Annotated in this window: 12 protein-coding genes; 9 read left to right on the top strand and 3 right to left on the bottom strand. The window is 73.4% G+C overall.

Features of this window, described 5'->3' with window-relative positions; translation table 11 throughout:
* Nucleotides 1-6 precede the first annotated feature (6 nt).
* A complete protein-coding gene (gene cysC / locus ABD352_RS52140; RefSeq protein WP_425553973.1) occupies nt 7-1,551 on the bottom strand; it encodes an adenylyl-sulfate kinase in 1,545 nt (514 codons plus the stop codon).
* Between the two features lie 28 nt (nt 1,552-1,579).
* Nucleotides 1,580-4,405: a phosphoenolpyruvate carboxylase gene (gene ppc / locus ABD352_RS52135; protein WP_344620126.1), complete on the bottom strand. Its 2,826-nt coding sequence runs from the start codon at nt 4,403-4,405 to the stop codon at nt 1,580-1,582.
* A gap of 238 nt (nt 4,406-4,643) precedes the next feature.
* On the opposite strand from ppc, the gene mfd reads away from it, so the two are divergent.
* The 3 genes from mfd (at nt 4,644) to ABD352_RS52120 (ending at nt 9,955) form a co-directional block, all read left to right on the top strand.
* On the top strand, nt 4,644-8,246 hold the full coding sequence (gene mfd, locus ABD352_RS52130; RefSeq protein ID WP_344620125.1) for a transcription-repair coupling factor: 3,603 nt from the start codon (nt 4,644-4,646) through the stop codon (nt 8,244-8,246).
* Nucleotides 8,243-8,836 carry a hypothetical protein gene (locus ABD352_RS52125; RefSeq protein WP_344620124.1) on the top strand — a complete coding sequence of 198 codons (594 nt, stop codon included), beginning with the start codon at nt 8,243-8,245 and terminating at the stop codon, nt 8,834-8,836. Before mfd ends, ABD352_RS52125 begins: the two co-directional genes overlap by 4 nt.
* A gap of 168 nt (nt 8,837-9,004) precedes the next feature.
* Nucleotides 9,005-9,955, top strand: a complete 951-nt coding sequence (locus ABD352_RS52120) for a nucleoside triphosphate pyrophosphohydrolase (RefSeq protein WP_344620123.1) — start codon at nt 9,005-9,007, stop codon at nt 9,953-9,955.
* A 327-nt stretch (nt 9,956-10,282) separates the two neighbouring features.
* On the opposite strand, the gene ABD352_RS52115 is transcribed toward ABD352_RS52120, so the two are convergent.
* Entirely contained in the window at nt 10,283-11,098 is an 816-nt protein-coding gene (locus ABD352_RS52115; RefSeq protein ID WP_344620122.1) for a WecB/TagA/CpsF family glycosyltransferase, read from the bottom strand.
* Nucleotides 11,099-11,178: 80 nt separating this feature from the next.
* On the opposite strand from ABD352_RS52115, the gene ABD352_RS52110 reads away from it, so the two are divergent.
* The 6 genes from ABD352_RS52110 (at nt 11,179) to ABD352_RS52085 (ending at nt 18,124) form a co-directional block, all read left to right on the top strand.
* On the top strand, nt 11,179-12,102 hold the full coding sequence (locus ABD352_RS52110) for a sulfotransferase (RefSeq protein WP_344620121.1): 924 nt from the start codon (nt 11,179-11,181) through the stop codon (nt 12,100-12,102).
* Nucleotides 12,099-13,025, top strand: a complete 927-nt coding sequence (locus tag ABD352_RS52105) for a glycosyltransferase family 2 protein (protein WP_344620120.1) — start codon at nt 12,099-12,101, stop codon at nt 13,023-13,025. Before ABD352_RS52110 ends, ABD352_RS52105 begins: the two co-directional genes overlap by 4 nt.
* 10 nt (nt 13,026-13,035) lie before the next feature.
* Complete coding sequence (locus ABD352_RS52100) at nt 13,036-13,791, top strand: alpha/beta fold hydrolase (RefSeq protein WP_344620119.1); 756 nt, start codon at nt 13,036-13,038, stop codon at nt 13,789-13,791.
* Nucleotides 13,788-14,993 carry a CysS/YqeB C-terminal domain-containing protein gene (locus tag ABD352_RS52095; protein ID WP_344620118.1) on the top strand — a complete coding sequence of 402 codons (1,206 nt, stop codon included), beginning with the start codon at nt 13,788-13,790 and terminating at the stop codon, nt 14,991-14,993. The genes ABD352_RS52100 and ABD352_RS52095 overlap by 4 nt, the downstream gene beginning before the upstream one ends.
* Before the next feature lie 199 nt (nt 14,994-15,192).
* On the top strand, nt 15,193-16,410 hold the full coding sequence (locus ABD352_RS52090) for an NADP-dependent isocitrate dehydrogenase (protein WP_344620117.1): 1,218 nt from the start codon (nt 15,193-15,195) through the stop codon (nt 16,408-16,410).
* 151 nt (nt 16,411-16,561) lie between these two features.
* The gene (locus ABD352_RS52085) at nt 16,562-18,124 is read left to right on the top strand and encodes a PQQ-binding-like beta-propeller repeat protein (protein WP_344620116.1); all 1,563 of its coding nucleotides are present in this window, start codon (nt 16,562-16,564) and stop codon (nt 18,122-18,124) included.
* The last annotated feature ends 79 nt before the right edge of the window (nt 18,125-18,203 follow it).

Raw genomic sequence — 18,203 nt, 5'->3', positions numbered from 1 at the left:
CCCGTGTCAGGGTATGGGGCGCGGATCCAGCCAGCCGTTGCTGCCGAGATACCGAAGGACCCGCGTCACGGCCTCGCCCTGCGACAGGTCGGTCGTGTTGATGGTCAACTCGGCGTCCTGCGGCTCCTCGTAGGGGTCGTCGATGCCGGTCATGCCCTTGATGAGCCCGGCGCGGGCCTTCGCGTAGAGGCCCTTGCGGTCGCGCCGCTCGCACTCCTCCAGCGGGGTGGCCACGTGCACGAGCACGAAGCCGGCGCCGGCGTTGTGGGCGAACTGGCGGGCCGCGGCGCGGGCGTCGCGGTAGGGGGCGATGGGGCAGCAGATGGCCACCCCGCCGTGCCGGCCCACCTCGGCCGCCACCCAGCCGATGCGGCGGATGTTGGTGTCCCGGTCCTCGGCCGAGAAGCCCAGGCCGGCCGAGAGGTGGCGGCGCACGATGTCGCCGTCGAGGAGGGTCACGGTGCGCTCGCCGGTCTCCTGCAGCGCGTCGGCCAGGCCGGTGGCCATGGTCGACTTGCCGGAGCCGGACAGGCCGGTGAAGAAGACCACGAGGCCGCGCTGGCGGCGGGGCGGCCGGGCCCGGGTCAGCTCGCGGGCGACGGCCGGCGGCGTGTGCCACTCGGGCAGGATCGTGCCGCGGTCGAGGTGGTCCTCGATCTCCGCCACGGTCAGCGGCAGGCGCCGGTGCCGGGGCGGGATGTCGTCCAGCGACCGCCACTGGCCGTCGCGGCCGTCGTAGGCCAGCTCCCGCGGCACCAGCACGCGCAGCCCGCCGCCGGAGAGCATGGACTCGCTGGAGGCCAGCAGGTGCGTGACCCCGTAGGAGGCGGCCACCCGGGTGCGCAGCATCGCGTCGCGGATGTCGTCGCCGTCGTGCTTGGGCAGCGGCAGGGCGACGATCGTCGAGGCCGGCATGCGGTCGCGGGCGGCCAGCACGCAGCGCACCAGCGCCTCCGGGGCGAGCCCGTCGGGGCCCGGCCCGTCCACCGGCACGAGCACGACCAGGTGCGCGGCCAGCGTGCGGGCGGCCCGGGCGATCTGGGCGAGCTGCGGGCGGTGCAGCGGGCGGTCGGCGATCACGCCGAGGACGCGCCCGGACGGCAACGCGCCGCGCACCTCCGCCGGGGTCCGGCGCATGCGCCGGAAGGCCCCGTGCCCGCCATCGCCGAGCCGGCGGACCCGGCCCGCCACGCCGAGCGTGGTCTTGCGGGCCGGGTACAGCTCGGTGACCTCCAGGGCCGCCACCGGCGCGCCCTCCAGGTCGGCCAGGATGAGCACCCGGCGTATCGGGTAGGTCACGTCGAGCTGCTCGGCCAGCGACCGGGGCACCTCGAGCGTGACCGGCACCGGCCAGGCCGTGCCGTCGGCCAGCCGGCCGGTGCGGCGCAGCGCGATGAGGTCCGCCGAGCCCAGGAAGCCGGTCAGGGGCGCGTACGCCCCCGATAACAGCAGCTCCAGGTCCGCGAGCTCGGAGGGTTTCGGCGTATACGTGGGCGCGTCCCGCAGCACGTCGTCCGGCAACGCCCATCCATCGACTGCCCAGCCGTTCAATGACACGCCCGCAAGCCTGCCACAGCGCTCATCCGGTGTTGCGCATGCCCGCCGCGATGCCATTGATGGTCGTCAGCAGAGCCCGCTCCAGGGCCGGGTCGGGCGAGGATCGCCGTCCGCCGGGCCAGGCGCCGTTGTCGGCGCTCTTGCTGGCGCGGTACTGGTCCAGCAGCGTCACCTGCAGGTGGTGCAGCGGCTGCAGGTAGGTGTCGCGCACCTCCAGCGTGCGCTGCAGCACCGGCTGGTGGTCCAGCGGCCGGTCCTCGCCGGTGATCGCGAGCACCTCGGCCAGCGTCTGGCGGTACTCCTCGCTGATCACGTCGAAGATCGGCTGCAGCGGCTCGGGGACCAGCGTCTCGACGTACCGCGACGCGATCTCCAGGTCGGTCTTCTGCAGCATCATCTCGACGTTGGACAGGAACGTGGCGAAGAAGTGCCACTTCTTGTGCATCTCGCGCAGCACGTCGCCGAGGCCGGCCTCGCGGGCCGCCTTGAGGCCGCTGCCCACGCCGAACCAGCCGGGCACGATCTGGCGCGACTGGGTCCAGCCGAACACCCACGGGATGGCCCGCAGCCCGGACAGGCCGGCGTCGGCGTTCGGCCGCTTGGCCGGGCGCGAGCCGATGTTGAGGGCGCCGAGCAGCTCGGTGGGGGTGGCGGCCCAGAAGTACGCCGGAAGATCGGGGTTCTCGACCAGCGACCGGTAGGTGGCGAACGCCGCCGAGGACACCGTCTCCATGGCCGAGTCCCAGCGGGCCAGGGCCTCGGCGGGCTGCCGCGGCTCGGTGTGCAGCAGCGCGCTCTGCAACACGGCGGCCAGGGTCAGCTCGAGGTTCTCCCGGGCCAGGGCCGGCAGCGTGTACTTGTCGGAGATGACCTCGCCCTGCTCGGTCACCTTGATCGCGCCGTCCAGCGTGCCCCACGGCTGGGCCAGGATCGCCTCGTGGGTGGGGCCGCCGCCGCGCCCGACGGTGCCGCCGCGGCCGTGGAACAGCCGCAGCCGCACGCCGTGGCGGGCCGCGACGTCGCGCAGCTGGCGCTGGGCCTTGTGGATCATCCACTGGGAGGTGGTGATGCCGGCGTCCTTGTTGGAGTCGGAGTAGCCGAGCATGACCTCCTGCACGTCGCCGCGGGCGCGCACGATGGCCCGGTACACCGGGATCGACAGCAGCTCGTCCAGGATCTCGCCGGCCATCTCCAGCTCGCGGGCCTGCTCCAGCAGCGGGGCGAAGCCGACCCGGGCGCGCGCGGACTCCATCGAGGCCCCGCCGAAGCCGGCCCCGGCGCTGACCTCGACCAGGCCCCACTCGCGGGCGAGCACGACCGCGGCCAGGACGTCGTCGATGCCCTGGGTCATCGAGATGATGTACGTCTCGATGACCTCGGGACCGAAGCGCTCCTGCACCTCGCGGATGGCCGCGAACACGTCGAACGTCTTGCGCGCGCTGTCGCTCAGCCCGGTGTCGCGGGTGGCCAGCGGCCGGCGGCCGTTGAGCTCGTCGACGAGCAGCTGGCGGCGCCCGTCGCGGTCCAGCTGGGCGTAGTCGACCTCGCCGACCCGGCGGTACAGCTGGGAGAGCACCTCGTGGTGGGCGTCGGCGTGCTCGCGCACGTCCAGCGTGGCCAGCTGCAGGCCGAAGGCGGACAGCGTGCGGATCGCCGAGGCCAGCTTGCCGGTCGCGGCCAGCTGGCCGCCGTTGCGGGCCAGCGAGGCGCGCATCAGCTCGAGGTCGGCGATCAGCTCGCCGGTGCCGAGGTAGTCGCGGCCGGGCTTGTGCGGCGTGCCGGTGGCCAGGCGGGTCCGGGTGTGGCCGAGCTTGAGCCGGATGCAGCGCAGCTTGAGCCGGTAGGACTCCTCCATGTTGACCCGGCGGTAGCGGGGCGGCAGTTCCGGCAGGTTGTCCAGGTCGGCGGCGAGGCTCGCGGAGAGGTCCAGCGAGACGCCGCGCAGGCGCTTGGAGACCGAGATCTCGTCGATCAGGGCGTCGATCACGCCCTCGGCCATGCGGATGCCGTACTCGTGCTGGATGAGCAGCACGTCCCGGGTCACCGCCGGCGTCACGAACGGGTTGCCGTCGCGGTCGCCACCGATCCACGAGCCGAAGGTCAGCGGGCGGGCGGTGGGGGCCAGCTGTACGCCCAGGTCGCGCAGCGTCTCGTAGAGGTCGTCCAGCACCTGCGGGGCGGCGCCGTCGGCCAGGTCGGCGAGGTAGTACACGGCGTTGCGCGCCTCGTCGCTGGGCTCCGGCCGCTCCAGGCGCAGCTCGTCGGTCTGCCAGAGCAGGTCGAGCAGCTCGGCCAGGCGGCGGTCGGTGCGCGCGGTGCGGCTCTTGTCCGGCTCGGCCGAGCCGTCCAGCGCGGTGGCCACGGCCTCGGCGTCCAGCTCGTCGCCGACGGCCCGCAGCTTGGTCAGGATCGAGCGGCGCGCGGCCTCGGTGGGGTGGGCCGTGAAGACCGGGCGGACGGCGAGCTTGGAGGCGATGGAGCCGATCTCGCGGACCCCGACGCCGCGGTCGGCGATCAGCTTGGCCGCCCGCTCGAGCCAGCCGCCCTCGCGCACGCGGATGCGGCGCAGCTCCCGGGCGCGGTGCACCTGCTCGGTGATGTTGGCGAGGTGGAAGTACGTCGAGAAGGCCCGGGCCAGCTGCGTGCCCGTGACCACGTCGAGGCCGTGCAGGCGCTCGGCGGCGGCCTCCGGGTCGGTGCGGACCAGCGCGCGGACCTCCTCCACGAGGTCCAGCAGCTGCTGGCCGTCCTGGCGCACGAGGCTCTGGCCGAGCAGCGACCCTAGCCTGCGGATGTCGGCACGCAGGGCGGCGTCGGCGGTCGACTCTTCCGAGGTCCCAGCGGACATGTTGTGTCCCCTCCAAGTTGGCTCGGCTCGGCCTGGGGGGACAGCGCTGTCCAATTCAGGGCATCGTATCCGCTGCGGGTGCGCTCCGTGACCTTGCGGTGAGTCAGGTCTCAGGATCTCACCCGGCATTGCCCCCCGAGGTTTCGTCATACCCGCCCGATAGTCTGGATGCGCATCGACCACCCCCCGCCCGTCTGGGTGCCGGGGCTGTTTGCCGTGCAGATGGGTGCATTTCACCATGAAGCTCGCCGGTATCACTGCCGCCGCTCTCGACGATCCCGCCCTCGCCCGCGTGCGTGACCTCGCCCGCGCCGGGCACTCCGACCAGGTCGACCTGACCGGGCCGCCCTCCCTGCGCGCGGTGGTGACCGCCGTCGTGGCCGCCGAGCGCCCGGTGCTCGCCGTGACCGCCACCGGCCGCGAGGCCGAGGACCTGGCCGCGGCCCTGGGCTGCCTGCTCGATCCGGACCTGGTGGCGGTCTACCCGTCGTGGGAGACGCTGCCGCACGAGCGCCTCTCCCCCCGCTCCGACACCGTCGGGCGGCGCCTGGCGGTGCTTCGCCGGCTGGCCCACCCGACCGAGGCGGCGCCCCGGCCCCGGGTGGTCGTCGCGCCGGTCCGCTCGGTCCTGCAGCCGCAGCTCAAGGGCCTGGGTGACCTGGAGCCGATCGAGCTGCGGCCAGGCGGCGCGGCCGACCTCGACGCGCTGACCACCCGCCTGGGCGAGCTCGCCTACGCCCGGGTCGACCTGGTCACCAAGCGCGGCGAGTTCGCGGTCCGCGGCGGCATCCTCGACGTGTTCCCGCCGACCGAGGAGCACCCGCTGCGGGTGGAGTTCTGGGGCGACGAGGTCGAGGAGATCCGCTCGTTCGCGGTGGCCGACCAGCGCACGATCGAGAAGGTCGAGCGGCTCTGGGCCCCGCCCTGCCGCGAGCTGCTGCTCACCGACGAGGTGAAGGCCCGGGCGGCGGCACTGTCCACCGACCACCCGCAGCTGGCCGAAATGCTCGACAAGCTGGCCGGCGGCATCCCGGTGGAGGGCATGGAGTCGCTCGCCCCGGCGCTGCTGGGCGGCTCCGAGGCCCTGGAGCTGGTGCTGCACACCATGCCGGCGGGCACCCACGTGCTGCTGTGCGACCCGGAGCGGATCCGCACCCGGGCCCACGACCTGGTCCGCACCAGCGAGGAGTTCCTGGAGGCGAGCTGGGCGGCGGCCGCGGTCGGCGGCAAGGCCCCCATCGACCTCGGCGCGGCGGCCTTCCGCCACCTGGGCGACGTCCGGGCGGCGGCCGCCTCGCTCGGCCAGCCGTGGTGGTCGCTGAGCCCGTTCGCGGCCGCGGAGACTTCTCCCGTTCTTGATGAGCCTTGGCGCCTCGGCGAGGATCTTGTTACGCCGGTATCCGATGATGCCGTCACGATCGCGCTGGCGGCGCAGGCCGCCCCGCTTTATCACGGGGAGACTGCCCGGGTCGTCGACGACCTCAAGCGGCTCACCGGCGAGGGCTGGCGGGTCGCGCTGGTCTTCGAGGGCACCGGGCCGGCCCAGCGGGCGGCCGAGGTGCTGCGCGGGGCCGACCTCGGGGTGGCCCTGAGCGAGTCGCTGGAGCAGCCGCCGGCGCCCGGCGTCATCGTCATCACCACCGGCTCGCTGGAGCTGGGCTTCCTCGACGAAGCGGCCCGGCTCGCGGTCGTCACCAACACCGACATCTCCGGCGGTCGCGGCGCGTCGACCAAGGACATGCGCAAGATGCCGAGCCGGCGGCGCAACCAGATCGACCCGCTGGAGCTGCGCACCGGGGACTTCGTGGTGCACGAGCAGCACGGCATCGGCCGCTACGTCGAGATGGTGCAGCGCACCGTCAACGGCGCCGACCGCGAATACCTGGTGATCGAATACGCGGCGTCCAAGCGCGGCCAGCCCGGCGACCGGTTGTTCGTGCCGACCGACCAGCTCGACCAGCTCTCCCGCTACGTCGGCGGCGAGGCCCCGACGCTGCACAAGATGGGCGGCTCCGAGTGGCAGAAGGCGAAGTCCCGGGCCCGCAAGGCGGTCCGCGAGATCGCCGCGCAGCTCATCCAGCTCTACGCCGTGCGGCAGAACTCCCAGGGCCACGCCTTCGGCCCCGACACCCCGTGGCAGCGTGAGCTGGAGGACGCCTTCCCCTACCAGGAGACCCCCGACCAGCTGGCCGCGATCGAGGAGGTCAAGATCGACATGGAGAAGTCGGTCCCGATGGACCGGCTGATCTGCGGCGACGTCGGCTACGGCAAGACCGAGATCGCGGTGCGGGCCGCCTTCAAGGCGGTGCAGGACGGCAAGCAGGTGGCCGTGCTGGTGCCGACCACGCTGCTGGCCCAGCAGCACTTCAACACCTTCTCCGAGCGGGTCTCGCAGTTCCCGGTCGAGGTGCGCCAGCTCTCGCGCTTCCAGACCCCGACGGAGACGAAGCTGACCCTCGAGAAGGCCACCGAAGGCACCGTCGACATCGTCATCGGCACCCACCGGCTGCTACAGCAGTCGACCCGGTTCAAACAGCTGGGCCTGGTCATCGTCGACGAGGAGCAGCGCTTCGGCGTCGAGCACAAGGAGTTCCTCAAGCAGCTGCGAGCCTCGGTCGACGTGCTGACCATGTCGGCCACGCCGATCCCCCGCACCCTGGAGATGGCCATCACCGGCATCCGCGAGATGTCGACCATCGCCACCCCGCCGGAGGAGCGCCACCCGGTGCTCACCTTCGTCGGCGCCCAGGACGACAGGCAGGTGGCCGCGGCCATCCACCGCGAGCTGCTGCGCGACGGTCAGGTCTTCTACCTGCACAACCGGGTCGAGTCGATCGAGCGGGCGGCCCGCCGGCTGCGCGAGCTGGTGCCCGAGGCGCGCATCGCGGTCGCGCACGGTCAGATGACCGAAGACGCCCTCGAGAAGATCATGGTGGGGTTCTGGGAGAAGGAGTACGACGTCCTGGTCTGCACCACGATCGTGGAGAGCGGCATCGACATTCCCAACGCCAACACCCTGATCGTCGAGCGCGCCGACCTGCTCGGCCTGGCCCAGCTGCACCAGATCCGGGGCCGGGTGGGCCGCGGCCGCGAGCGCGCCTACGCCTACTTCCTCTACCCGCCGGACAAGCCGCTGACCGAGCACGCCCACGAGCGGCTGGCCACCATCGCCCAGCACACGGAGCTCGGCGCCGGCATGTACGTGGCGATGAAGGACCTGGAGATCCGCGGCGCCGGCAACCTGCTGGGCGGCGAGCAGTCCGGGCACATCGAGGGCGTGGGCTTCGACCTCTACGTGCGCATGGTCGGCGAGGCCGTCGCGCAGTTCAAAGGCGAGCGCCCCGAGGAAGAGGAGCAGGACGTCAAGATCGACCTGCCCGTCGACGCCCACCTCCCGCTGGAGTACATCTCCGCCGAGCGCCTCCGCCTGGAGATCTACCGCAAGATCGCCGGCGCCAAGGACAGCGCGGCGCTGGACGAGATCGTCGCCGAGATGCGCGACCGCTACGGCGAGCCCCCGCTCCCGGTGGCCAACCTGGTGGCGGTGGCCCGCTTCCGGTTCCTGGCCCGCACCCACGGCCTGACCGACGTCTCCCTGCAGGGCAAGCACGTCCGCTTCGGGCCGCTGCAGCTGCCGGACTCCAAGCAGATGCGCCTCAAGCGCCTCTACCCCGAGTCCGTGTACAAGTCCGCCGCCGACACCGTCTCCCTGCCGCGCCCCTCGACCCGGCGGGTGGGCGGCGAGCCGATGCGCGACACCCAGCTGCTCGAGTGGGCCGCGGAGCTGCTGAGCACGGTCCTCGGCGACCCGGCCCCGAAGACCGTGGCGGCCAAGCCGTGAGGCGCGTGGTCGCGGCCGTGGTCGCGGTCCTGGCGGCGGCCGGGCTCGCGGGTTGCCGGGCCGAGCCGAGCGTCGCGGTCTACCTCGGGGACCGGAAGGTCACCGTGGACCAGGTCGATCGGATCGTGCGCTCGGCCCCCGGCAGCAGCCCCAGCCAGGTCGTGTCGCTGTTCATCTGCGGTGATGCCGGCAGGCGCTTGGCCGCCCAGCGCAAGCTGGAGGTCGCGCCGCCCGATCCGGCGATGTTCGCGGTGTACTTCAGGCTGCCGGAGAACAGCGAATACGTGCGGCTGTGGGCCCAGTGCTTCTCGCTCGTGAGCGCGGCGGCCAACGTCGAGATGGCCCGGCCGCTCACCAACGAGGAGGCGCAGCGGCTGGTCGACGCGCTGACGGCGGCCGACGTCGACGTCACGGTCGCCGAGGCGCGGCGGCACATCGAGATCGGGCCGGTGTTCGAGGCGCAGAAGCACTTCGCCGAGGCGATCCACGGCGGCGATGTGGTGGTCAATCCGCGGTACGAGCCAGTGTTCCCGGTCTTCATCGGCCAGGGCGTTGAGGTCGACCTCGCGTTTCCGGAGGTGGCGGCGTGAGCGGTACGGAGCGCAGCGGAGTGGCCGCTCACCATGGGCACAGCCAGGCACGTCGGCACCGCAGCGCAGCGGAGGTGGCGGCGTGAGCGGTACGGAGCGCAGCGGAGTGGCCGCTCACCATGGGCACAGCCAGGCACGTCGGCACCGCAGCGCAGCGGAGGTGACGGCGTGAGCGGGCGGGTTGTGTTGTTGGTGACCTCGCCCCGGCTGCCCGCCGGGGTGCTCACGGCGCAGGCCTGGGATCTCGTGCGGGCGCACCCGGTGCTCACCGCGGACGAGTCCGAGCAGGTGGCGGCGCTGCGGGCGGCGGGGGCCTCGGTCACGGTCGGTGCGCACGACGTCGACGCGCTCGTCGCGGCGATCGCGGCGCACGGGACGGTGGTCTGGCTGGCCGGGCCCGACGGCGACGAGCAGCTGGCCCGGGAGCTGGGGCTGCGCCTGGCCCGCGAGCCGGGACTGGCCGAGCTGGAGCTGCTCTACGGGTCGTGGGACCCGGCGGGGGCGCGGCTGCTCGACGTCGTGACCGTCATGGACCGGCTCATGCACCCCGAGGCCGGGGACCCCTGGAAGCGGGCGCAGACGCACGCGACCCTGGCGCACTTCCTGCTCGAGGAGGCGTACGAGCTCTACGACGCCATCCGGGACGATGACGCCGAGGCGGTGCGGGAGGAACTCGGGGACGTGCTGCTCCAGGTGGTGCTGCACGCCCGGCTCGCCGAGGAGACCTCCGGCTTCAGCGTCGACGACGTGGCCGGCGACCTGGTGGCGAAGCTGATCCGGCGCAATCCGCACGTGTTCGCCGACGCCGAGGTGGGTGGGATCGAGGAGATCATCGCCAACTGGGAGCAGATCAAGAAAGCGGAGAAGGCGCGCGGCTCGGCGGTGGACGGGGTCGCGCTGTCGCAGCCCGCGCTGGCGCTGGCCGCCAAGCTGCTGCAGCGGGTGGAGCGGGTGGAGCGGGCGGGTCTCGAGGTACCGAATCCGGGGCCTGAAACGCTCGGCGGGGAGCTCTTTGCGCTGGTCGCGCGGGGGCGGGCGGAAGGGTTGGACGCGGAGGACGCGCTGCGTACGGCGGCGCTGGACTACATCGAGGCCGTGCACCGGGCCGAGCGCAGGTAGCCCGGCCGCCGCGGGCCGCCGGGCCGAGCGCGGGAAGCCTGGCCGCCGCGGGCCGCCGGGCCGAGCGCGGGAAGCCTGGCCGCCGCAGGCCGCCGGGCCGAGCGCGGGAAGCCTGGCCGCCGCGGGCCGCCGGGCCGAGCGCGGGAAGCCTGGCCGCCGCAGGCCGCTGGGCTGGGGCGCCGCACGGGCTCGAGCGTGCCGCCAGCTGGGGCGACACGGCCTTGAGCGGCTTGGCGCGCTCGATGATCCGCCATCGCCGCTCGACCCGGCCAGCCGCGCCGCTTGATGGGCCACACGGCCTTGAGCGGACGGTCCGCGAGCGGCGGATCAGGCGCGGTGGGCCGGGCGGTGGGTCAGGCGGTGGTGCAGGGAGCGGGCGAGCAGGGCGGCGGCGAAGGGGGCGTCCTCGCGCAGGTAGCGCCGGGCCAGGCGGCGCGGCTCGCGGGCCAGGCGGTCCAGCCACTCCAGGCCGGCCCTCTGCAGCGCCGGCCGGGCGCGGCGGATGTCGCCGGCCACGAAGTTCACCGCGGCGCCGCAGCCGAGGAACCAGGTGCCGGGCAGGTGGTCGCGCAGTCGCGCGATCAGGTGCTCTTGGCGGGGGAAGCCGATCCCGACGTACACCATCTGCGGTTGAGCCTTGATGACCCTCGCGCAGACGGAGCGAAGCGCCCGGGGGCTGCGGTCGAAGCCGAACGGTGGGCAGTGCGCGCCGGCGATGCGCAGCCCGGGAAAGGCGTCGGCCAGGCGCGCGGCGGCGCGGTGGGCGCCATCCGGCTCGCCGTCGGTGGACGGGGCGCCGCCGAGCACGAAGACGCGGCCGCGCCGGTGCGCCAGGCCACGGGAGAGCGACCAGATCAGGTCGGAGCCGGGGACCCGGGCCGGTAGCGCGCGGCCGGCCAGCCGGGCGGCCCAGATCAGCGGGGCGCCGTCGGCGACGACCAGGTCGGCGCCGCCGAGCGTCGCGCGCAGGGCGGCGTCGCGGGCCACCTGCCGAAGGATGTCGACGTTCGGCGTGACGATCCAGCCGCCGCGGCCCTCGTCGAGGGCGGCGAGGACCCGGGCGACGACCTCGCCCTCGGTGAGCGGGTCGACGGCAAGGTCGCCGACGGGGACCCGCCGGGTGTGCGTGTAGCTGCGCAGCATCGTTCGTCCGCAATTCCTCGTTAGACCCACCAGATGCCAGCGAAACTGGCATATCTACCAAAACGACCAAGGAGGACGCTTTGGTACGCGTTCTGTTCCTCGGTGGGCTCGGGCGCAGCGGCACCACGCTGCTCGAACGCCTGTTGGGGGAGCTGCCCGGCGTGTGCCCGCTCGGGGAGGTCGTGCACCTGTGGGAGCGCGACGTGGCCGGTGACGAGCGCTGCGCCTGCGGCGAGCACTTCTCCGAGTGCGGCTTCTGGCGGGAGGTCGGCGAGAAGGCGTTCGGCGGCTGGCACCACGTCGACGTGTGGCGGGTGCTCGCGCTGCGCCACGCGGTCGAGCGGACCCGGCACATCCCGCGGCTGGCCAGCGTGCGGATGAGCCCGGCCCATCGGCTGCTGGTCGAGGAGTACGCCGACTGGTACGCCCGGCTCTACGAGGCCGCCGCGGTCGTCTCCGGCGCCGAGGTGCTGGTCGACTCCTCCAAGCACGCGGCGCTGGCCTACTGCCTGCGCTTCGCGCCGGGGCTCGACCTGCGGGTGGCGCACGTGGTGCGGGACAGCCGCGGGGTGGCGTACTCGTGGACGAAGAAGGTCACGCGGCCGGAGACGGACAACGCGGAGGAGATGACGCGGTACTCCCCCGGGCACTCGGCCCTGCTGTGGAACGCCCACAACGTCGCGTTCTCGGCGCTGCACAAGTGCGGCGTGCCGGTCACTCGGGTGCGATACGAGTCGCTGCTGGAGGACCCGTCCGCCGTTCTGCGCGAGCTATCCGAGTTCGTCGGCATCGACCCCGGCGACATGGGCTTCATCCGCGACGGCGTGGCCGAGCTGGGCCCGTGCCACAGCGCCGCCGGCAACCCCATGCGCTTCACCGTCGGGCCGGTACCCCTGCGCCGCGACGACGCCTGGCGCACGGCCCTGCCCGGAGGGCAGCGGCGGGTCGTGAGCGCGCTAACCGCGCCCCTGCTCGGCGCCTACGGATATCGGGGCGCCCGATGAGCACGGCCGGACACTGGCCGAGCGTCGGCGTGATCGTGCCGACCCGCAACCGGCCCGAGTTGCTGCGCCGCGCGGTGGCCGGGATCGTCGCCCAGGACTATCCCGGCCCGGTGCGCACCATCGTGGTCTTCGACCAGCACGAGACCGACGCGGGCCTGTGCCGGGGCGGCGACCGCCCGCTGGACGTGCTGCCCAACCTGCGCAAGCCGGGCCTCGCCGGGGCGCGCAACACCGGCATCGTGGCGCTGGACACCGACCTGGTCGCCTTCTGCGACGACGACGACGTGTGGCTGCCGACCAAGCTGCGCCGCCAGGTGCACGCGCTGCAGCAGCGCCCGCAGGCGGAGTTCTGCACGTCGGCGATCGAGGTCGAGTTCGGCGACCGGCTCACCCCGCGGCTGGCCGGGGCGTCGCTGGTGGGCCTCGACGACCTGGTCCGTTCGCGGATGTCGATGCTGCACTCCTCGACGTTCCTGATGCGCCGGGCCGCCTTCGCCCGCGACGCGATGGGCCTGGTCGCCGAGGACGCCCCGGGCAGCCAGAACGAGGACTGGGACCTGCTGCTGCGGGCGGCCAAGCGGGGCGAGATCGTGCACGTCGACGAGCCGCTCGTGCGGGTGCTGTGGGGGCGTTCGTCGCTGTTCGCGTACGAGTACGCCACCAAGATGGCCTCCCTGCGCTGGATGATGGCCCGGCACCCGGAGATCGCCGCCTCCACCACGGGCGCCGGCCGCGTCTACGGCCAGCTCGCGTGCTGGTCGGCGGCGACCGGCAACCGCCGCGACGCCTGGCGCTGGACCAAGGCCGCCATGCGCTCCAACTGGCGCGAGCCGCGCGCCGCGATCGCGCTGGCCGCCGTGACCGGCGTGGTCAGGGTCGAAAGCGTGCTCGGGGCCCTCCACCGGAGGGGCCGCGGGATCTAGGCTCGTCTCCATGAGGCTTCACGTTCGCGTGCACGGGGACGGCCTCGCGGGAGTGCCCTTCCTGCTCGTGCACGGGTTGTCGTCGAACGCGCGGCTGTGGGACGGCGTCGCCGGGCACCTGGTCGCGGCGGGCCATCCGGCGTACGCCGTCGACCTGCGCTCGCACGGCGAGTCGCCCGGCGCCGCCGACGGCCACGACACCGCGACCGCCGCCGACGACCTCGCCGGGCTGGGCCTCCCGCCGGCGATCGTGGCCGGTCAGTCGTGGGGCGGCAACGTCGTGGTCCAGCTGGCCGCCCGGCACCCCGAGCGGGTGCGCGCGCTGGGCCTGGTCGACGGCGGGTGGATCGACCTCGCCGCGCAGTTCCCCGACTGGGAGACCTGCGCGGCGATGCTCCGCCCGCCGGACGTGACCGGCATGAGCGCGGCCCGCCTGCGGGAGCGGCTGCGCTCGGCCCACCCCGACTGGGAGCCCTGGGCCGTTGAGGCGACGATCTTCAACCTGGCCGTCGGGCCGGACGACTCCCTCTCCCGCCGGCTGCCCATCCCGCAGCACATGCGGATCGTGCGCAGCATGTGGGACGATCCGCCGCAGCGGTACTTCGGCCAGATCGACGTCCCCGTGCTGGCCATTCCTGCCGGGACCAGGACGCCCAACCTCGCCGGCCTGCGGGACGTCAAGATCCGTCCGTACCCCGACGGCGACCACGACCTGCACGCCCAGCACCCCGCGTCCATCGCGGCCGATCTGCTGAGCCTCGCATGACCGGCCTCCTGGTGATCATGGGCTCCGGGGAGACCGCCCCCACGATGGTCAAGCCGCACCGCGAGATCCTCCAGCGCTGCGGGGATCTTCCGGCGGTACTGCTGGACACGCCCTACGGGTTCCAGGAGAACGCGGACGACATCTCGGCCAAGGCCGTCAAGTACTTCGCCGACAGCACCGGCCGCCGGCTCTCCGTGGTCGGCTGGCGCACCGTCCCCGAGCCCGGCCTGCCGAGGGAGCGCGCGCTGGCCGCCCTGCGCGAGGCGGGCTGGCTGTTCGCGGGCCCGGGCAGCCCGACCTATGCGCTGCGGCAGTGGACGGACACGGAATTCCCGGCGGTACTGACCGAAGTCCTCGGCGCCGGAAGGGTGGTCTGCTTCGCCAGTGCCGCGGCGCTGACGCTCGGGTCGCACACGATCCCGGTGTACGAGATCTACAAGGCCGGCATCGAGCCGCACTGGGTGCCCGGCCTCGACCTCTTCCACCGGGCGACCGGGCTGCCGGCGGTGCTCGTGCCGCACTACGACAACGCCGAGGGCGGCCACCACGACACTCGCTTCTGCTACCTCGGCGAGCGGCGCCTGTCGGCCCTGGAGCCCGCACTGCCGGCCGAGGCGTTCATCATCGGCATCGACGAGCACACGGCCGGCCTCTTCGACCTCGCCACCCGCTCGGTCCGGGTGGTCGGCAACGGCGGCCTGACCCTGCGCCGGGGCGGCCGGTCGCAGTGGTGGCCGGCCGGCACGACGCTGCCGTTCTCGGCCCTCGCCGCGGGCTCCTTCGACGCCGTCGCCGCCGCCCCCGAGGTCACCGCGGCGGCCGAGGCTCTCCCACCCACCTCGCTTTCCGCACTGACGCTGTCCGTCATAGCCCGGTTCGACGCCTGTTACGAGGCGCGGGAGGCGGACGGGTGCGTGGCCGCGGCGCTCGACCTGGAGCAGGCGCTGCAGGACTGGGTCGCGGACACGGACGTGTCGGACGAGCGGGAGCAGGCGCGGGCGTCGCTGCGCCGGATGCTCGTGCGGCTGGGCTCCTTCGCGGGGCCGGACCGCTTCACGCCGCTGGTCGCCGCGCTGGTCGGCCTGCGCACGTCGGCCCGCTCCGCGAAGGACTGGGCCCTGAGTGACGCGCTGCGGGATGTGCTGGCCTCGGCGGGGGTGACTGTCCGCGACACCCCCGCCGGGGCCGAGTGGACGGCGTAGGTCGCGGCGTGTCGGACATATCACGATTTTTGGTCGGGGTGAGGGCCGCGGGGTGAGGCGCCCAAACCATGCAGTACGCTCGTACTGCTAGCGGAACCGGAACCCTGCCGGCGACGCGTGGCGAAGAGTGCTGGAATCAGCGAGGACTGCCCACGGCGGCGGAGACCGCGGGAGGCAGCGCGAGAGGAGCGCCCGGCCGATGGCGAAGATCAAGGTAAACAACCCTGTCGTCGAGCTCGACGGCGACGAGATGACCCGGATCATCTGGAAGCAGATCCGCGAGCAGCTGATCCTGCCGTACCTCGACGTCGACCTCAAGTACTACGACCTGTCGATCGAGTACCGCGACCAGACCGACGACCAGGTCACCGTGGACGCCGCGAACGCCATCAAGCAGTACGGCGTCGGGGTCAAGTGCGCCACGATCACCCCCGACGAGGCCCGCGTCGAGGAGTTCTCGCTCAAGAAGATGTGGCGCTCCCCGAACGGCACGATCCGCAACATCCTCGGCGGCGTGGTCTTCCGCGAGCCGATCATCATGTCGAACGTGCCGCGGCTCGTCCCCGGCTGGACCAAGCCGATCATCATCGGCCGTCACGCCCACGGCGACCAGTACAAGGCCACCGACTTCGTCGTCCCGGGCCCGGGCAAGGTCACCGTGACCTACACGCCCGCCGACGGCGGCGCCCCCATGGAGTTCGAGGTCGCCAACTTCCCCGGCGGCGGCGTGGCCATGGGCATGTACAACTACGACGACTCGATCCGCGACTTCGCCCGGGCGTCGTTCCGCTACGGCCTGGACCGGGGCTACCCGGTGTACCTGTCGACCAAGAACACGATCCTGAAGGCGTACGACGGCCGCTTCAAGGACCTCTTCGCCGAGGTCTTCGAGGCCGAGTTCAAGGACGAGTTCGCGCAGGCCGGCATCACCTACGAGCACCGCCTCATCGACGACATGGTCGCCGCCGCCCTGAAGTGGGAGGGTGGCTTCGTCTGGGCCGCCAAGAACTACGACGGCGACGTGCAGTCGGACACCGTGGCCCAGGGCTTCGGCTCGCTCGGCCTGATGACCAGCGTGCTGATGACCCCGGACGGCAAGACGGTCGAGGCCGAGGCCGCCCACGGCACGGTGACCCGGCACTACCGCCAGTGGCAGAAGGGCGAGAAGACGTCGACCAACCCGATCGCGTCCATCTTCGCCTGGACCCGGGGCCTCGCCCACCGCGGCAAGGTTGACGGCACCCCCGAGGTGACCAGCTTCGCCAACACCCTGGAGCAGGTCTGCATCGACACCGTCGAGGGCGGCCAGATGACCAAGGACCTGGCCCTCCTGATCTCCCGCGACGCCCCGTGGCTGACGACGGACGAGTTCATGAACGCGCTCGACCAGAACCTCGCGAAGCGCCTCAGCGCCTGAGTCGCACCCAGCACCACCGCCGCCGGCCCCACTCCGCAAGGAGCTCGGGGCCGGCGCTGTTTTGGCGCCTCCTCGTCGCCGGCCGCTCACCGACAGCGGCAACCCGCCCGGCCCGAGTGAAACTGTCACACCCACCCGTCATTCTGTCCTCGTGAATCTCCTCGCACGCGCCGCCGGGTTCGTCGTCATCGGGCTCGGGCTGGTCGCCACCATCGCCGGGCTCGCGCTGCCCTGGACGCTGGCCGACGGACGGCACCCGGACCTGGTCACCATTGCGGGGATCGCGTTCCTGGGGCCGCTGCTGAGCGCGCTCTGCCTGGCCTATGCGCGCACGGAGCCCCGCCGGGCCCGGCTCATCGCCGCCGTGGCGGCGGTCGCGGGCGTGGCCGCGGCGGTGATCGCGACGGCGCTGGCGCGCCTGGTCGAGCCGAGCGCGGGCATCGGCCTCGGCGGCCCGGTCACGGTCGCGGGGTCGGTGACGCTAACCCTGGGCTGGGTGGTGCTCGCGGTCACCGGCGCGGGCCGGTTGCCGGGGCCGGACTGGCGGCCGTGGTCCGCGGTCGGCGGATTGGCAGTGGTACTCCTGCTAGCCGGCGCGGTCGGGGTGGACTGGGCCCGCGAGGGCCGGTTCGTCAACGCGACCACGGCCGGCGCGGCTCCCCCGGCGCAGGCCCAGGCGTGGCCGTTGCCCTTCGCCGGCGTCGAGCTCGTGGCCGTGCACGGTGACCTGGCGATTCTCCGCGCGGGCGACGGCATCCGGGCCGTGTGGCTCGGCAGCGGCACGCCGGCCTGGCAATACCTGCGCACCGACCTGGCCAGTCAGGCCGCGGGGCTGGTCGACGACGCGGTCGTGGTCGCGTTCGGGACCGACGACGGGGTACTGGTGACGGCCCTCGACGCGGGCACGGGGGCGGCGAGGTTCTCGCAGCGGTACAAGTCGGGCAAAATGGCGACGGTGCACGCCGCGGGTCGCACGGCGGTGCTGTCCGGATCGGGCGTCGGCGCCGGGGAGCTGCTCGGCATCGACGCACGCACCGGCGAGCAACGGTGGCGCTGGGCGCCGGTGCGCAACGGCGCGGCGTGCGACGTGACCGACCTGGCGGGCACCGCCGAGACCCTGGCGGTGGCGCTGCGCTGCCGCGCGCAGGGCGTCGACGACGTGGCCGTCGGGCTGGCCGCGGCGACCGGGTCGGAGCGGTGGTCGTGGCACGCGGTCCAGCGGGGCGGCACGGAGCTGCGGGTGTACTCCGCGGGCGCCGGCTTCGTCACGCTGACCGGCGCGACGCCGCAGCGGGTCACGTACATGGACGCCACCACCGGCACGGTCGGCGCCCGCCACGACGCCGCCGGCACGCTGGCCGTGCCCGCCGGGCCGAGCCTCATCTACGCCGACCAGGGCGGCGCCCAGGCCCACCTGACCGCCGTCGACCCGCGCACGGGCGCGACGACGTGGAACAAGGACCTGGCGGGCCTCAGCGGCTACCAGCCCGTGGCCGGCACGGAGGCCGACGGCCACGCGTACGTGCTGTGGCGCGCCCCCTCGGGCGCCCTGCGCCTGCTGACCGTCTCGACCAGCGACGGCACGACGACCGAGGAACGCGCCGTCGCCTGCACCACCCGCTGCCCGGAGATCACCGTCGCCGCCGCGGGCCAGCACGCCGTCATCGCCACGAGGGAGGAGAAGGCCACGCAGCTGTACCTGAGCGTCACCTGACACCCAGCGCACACGACCCAGGCGCGGCACGGCGCGGGCGGTGCAGCGGGCAGCGCGGGCGCGGGCAGCGCGGGCGCGG

The organism is Dactylosporangium salmoneum (assembly GCF_039532525.1).
Lineage (GTDB): Bacteria > Actinomycetota > Actinomycetes > Mycobacteriales > Micromonosporaceae > Dactylosporangium > Dactylosporangium salmoneum.
This window is presented reverse-complemented; position numbering and strand designations above follow the sequence as displayed.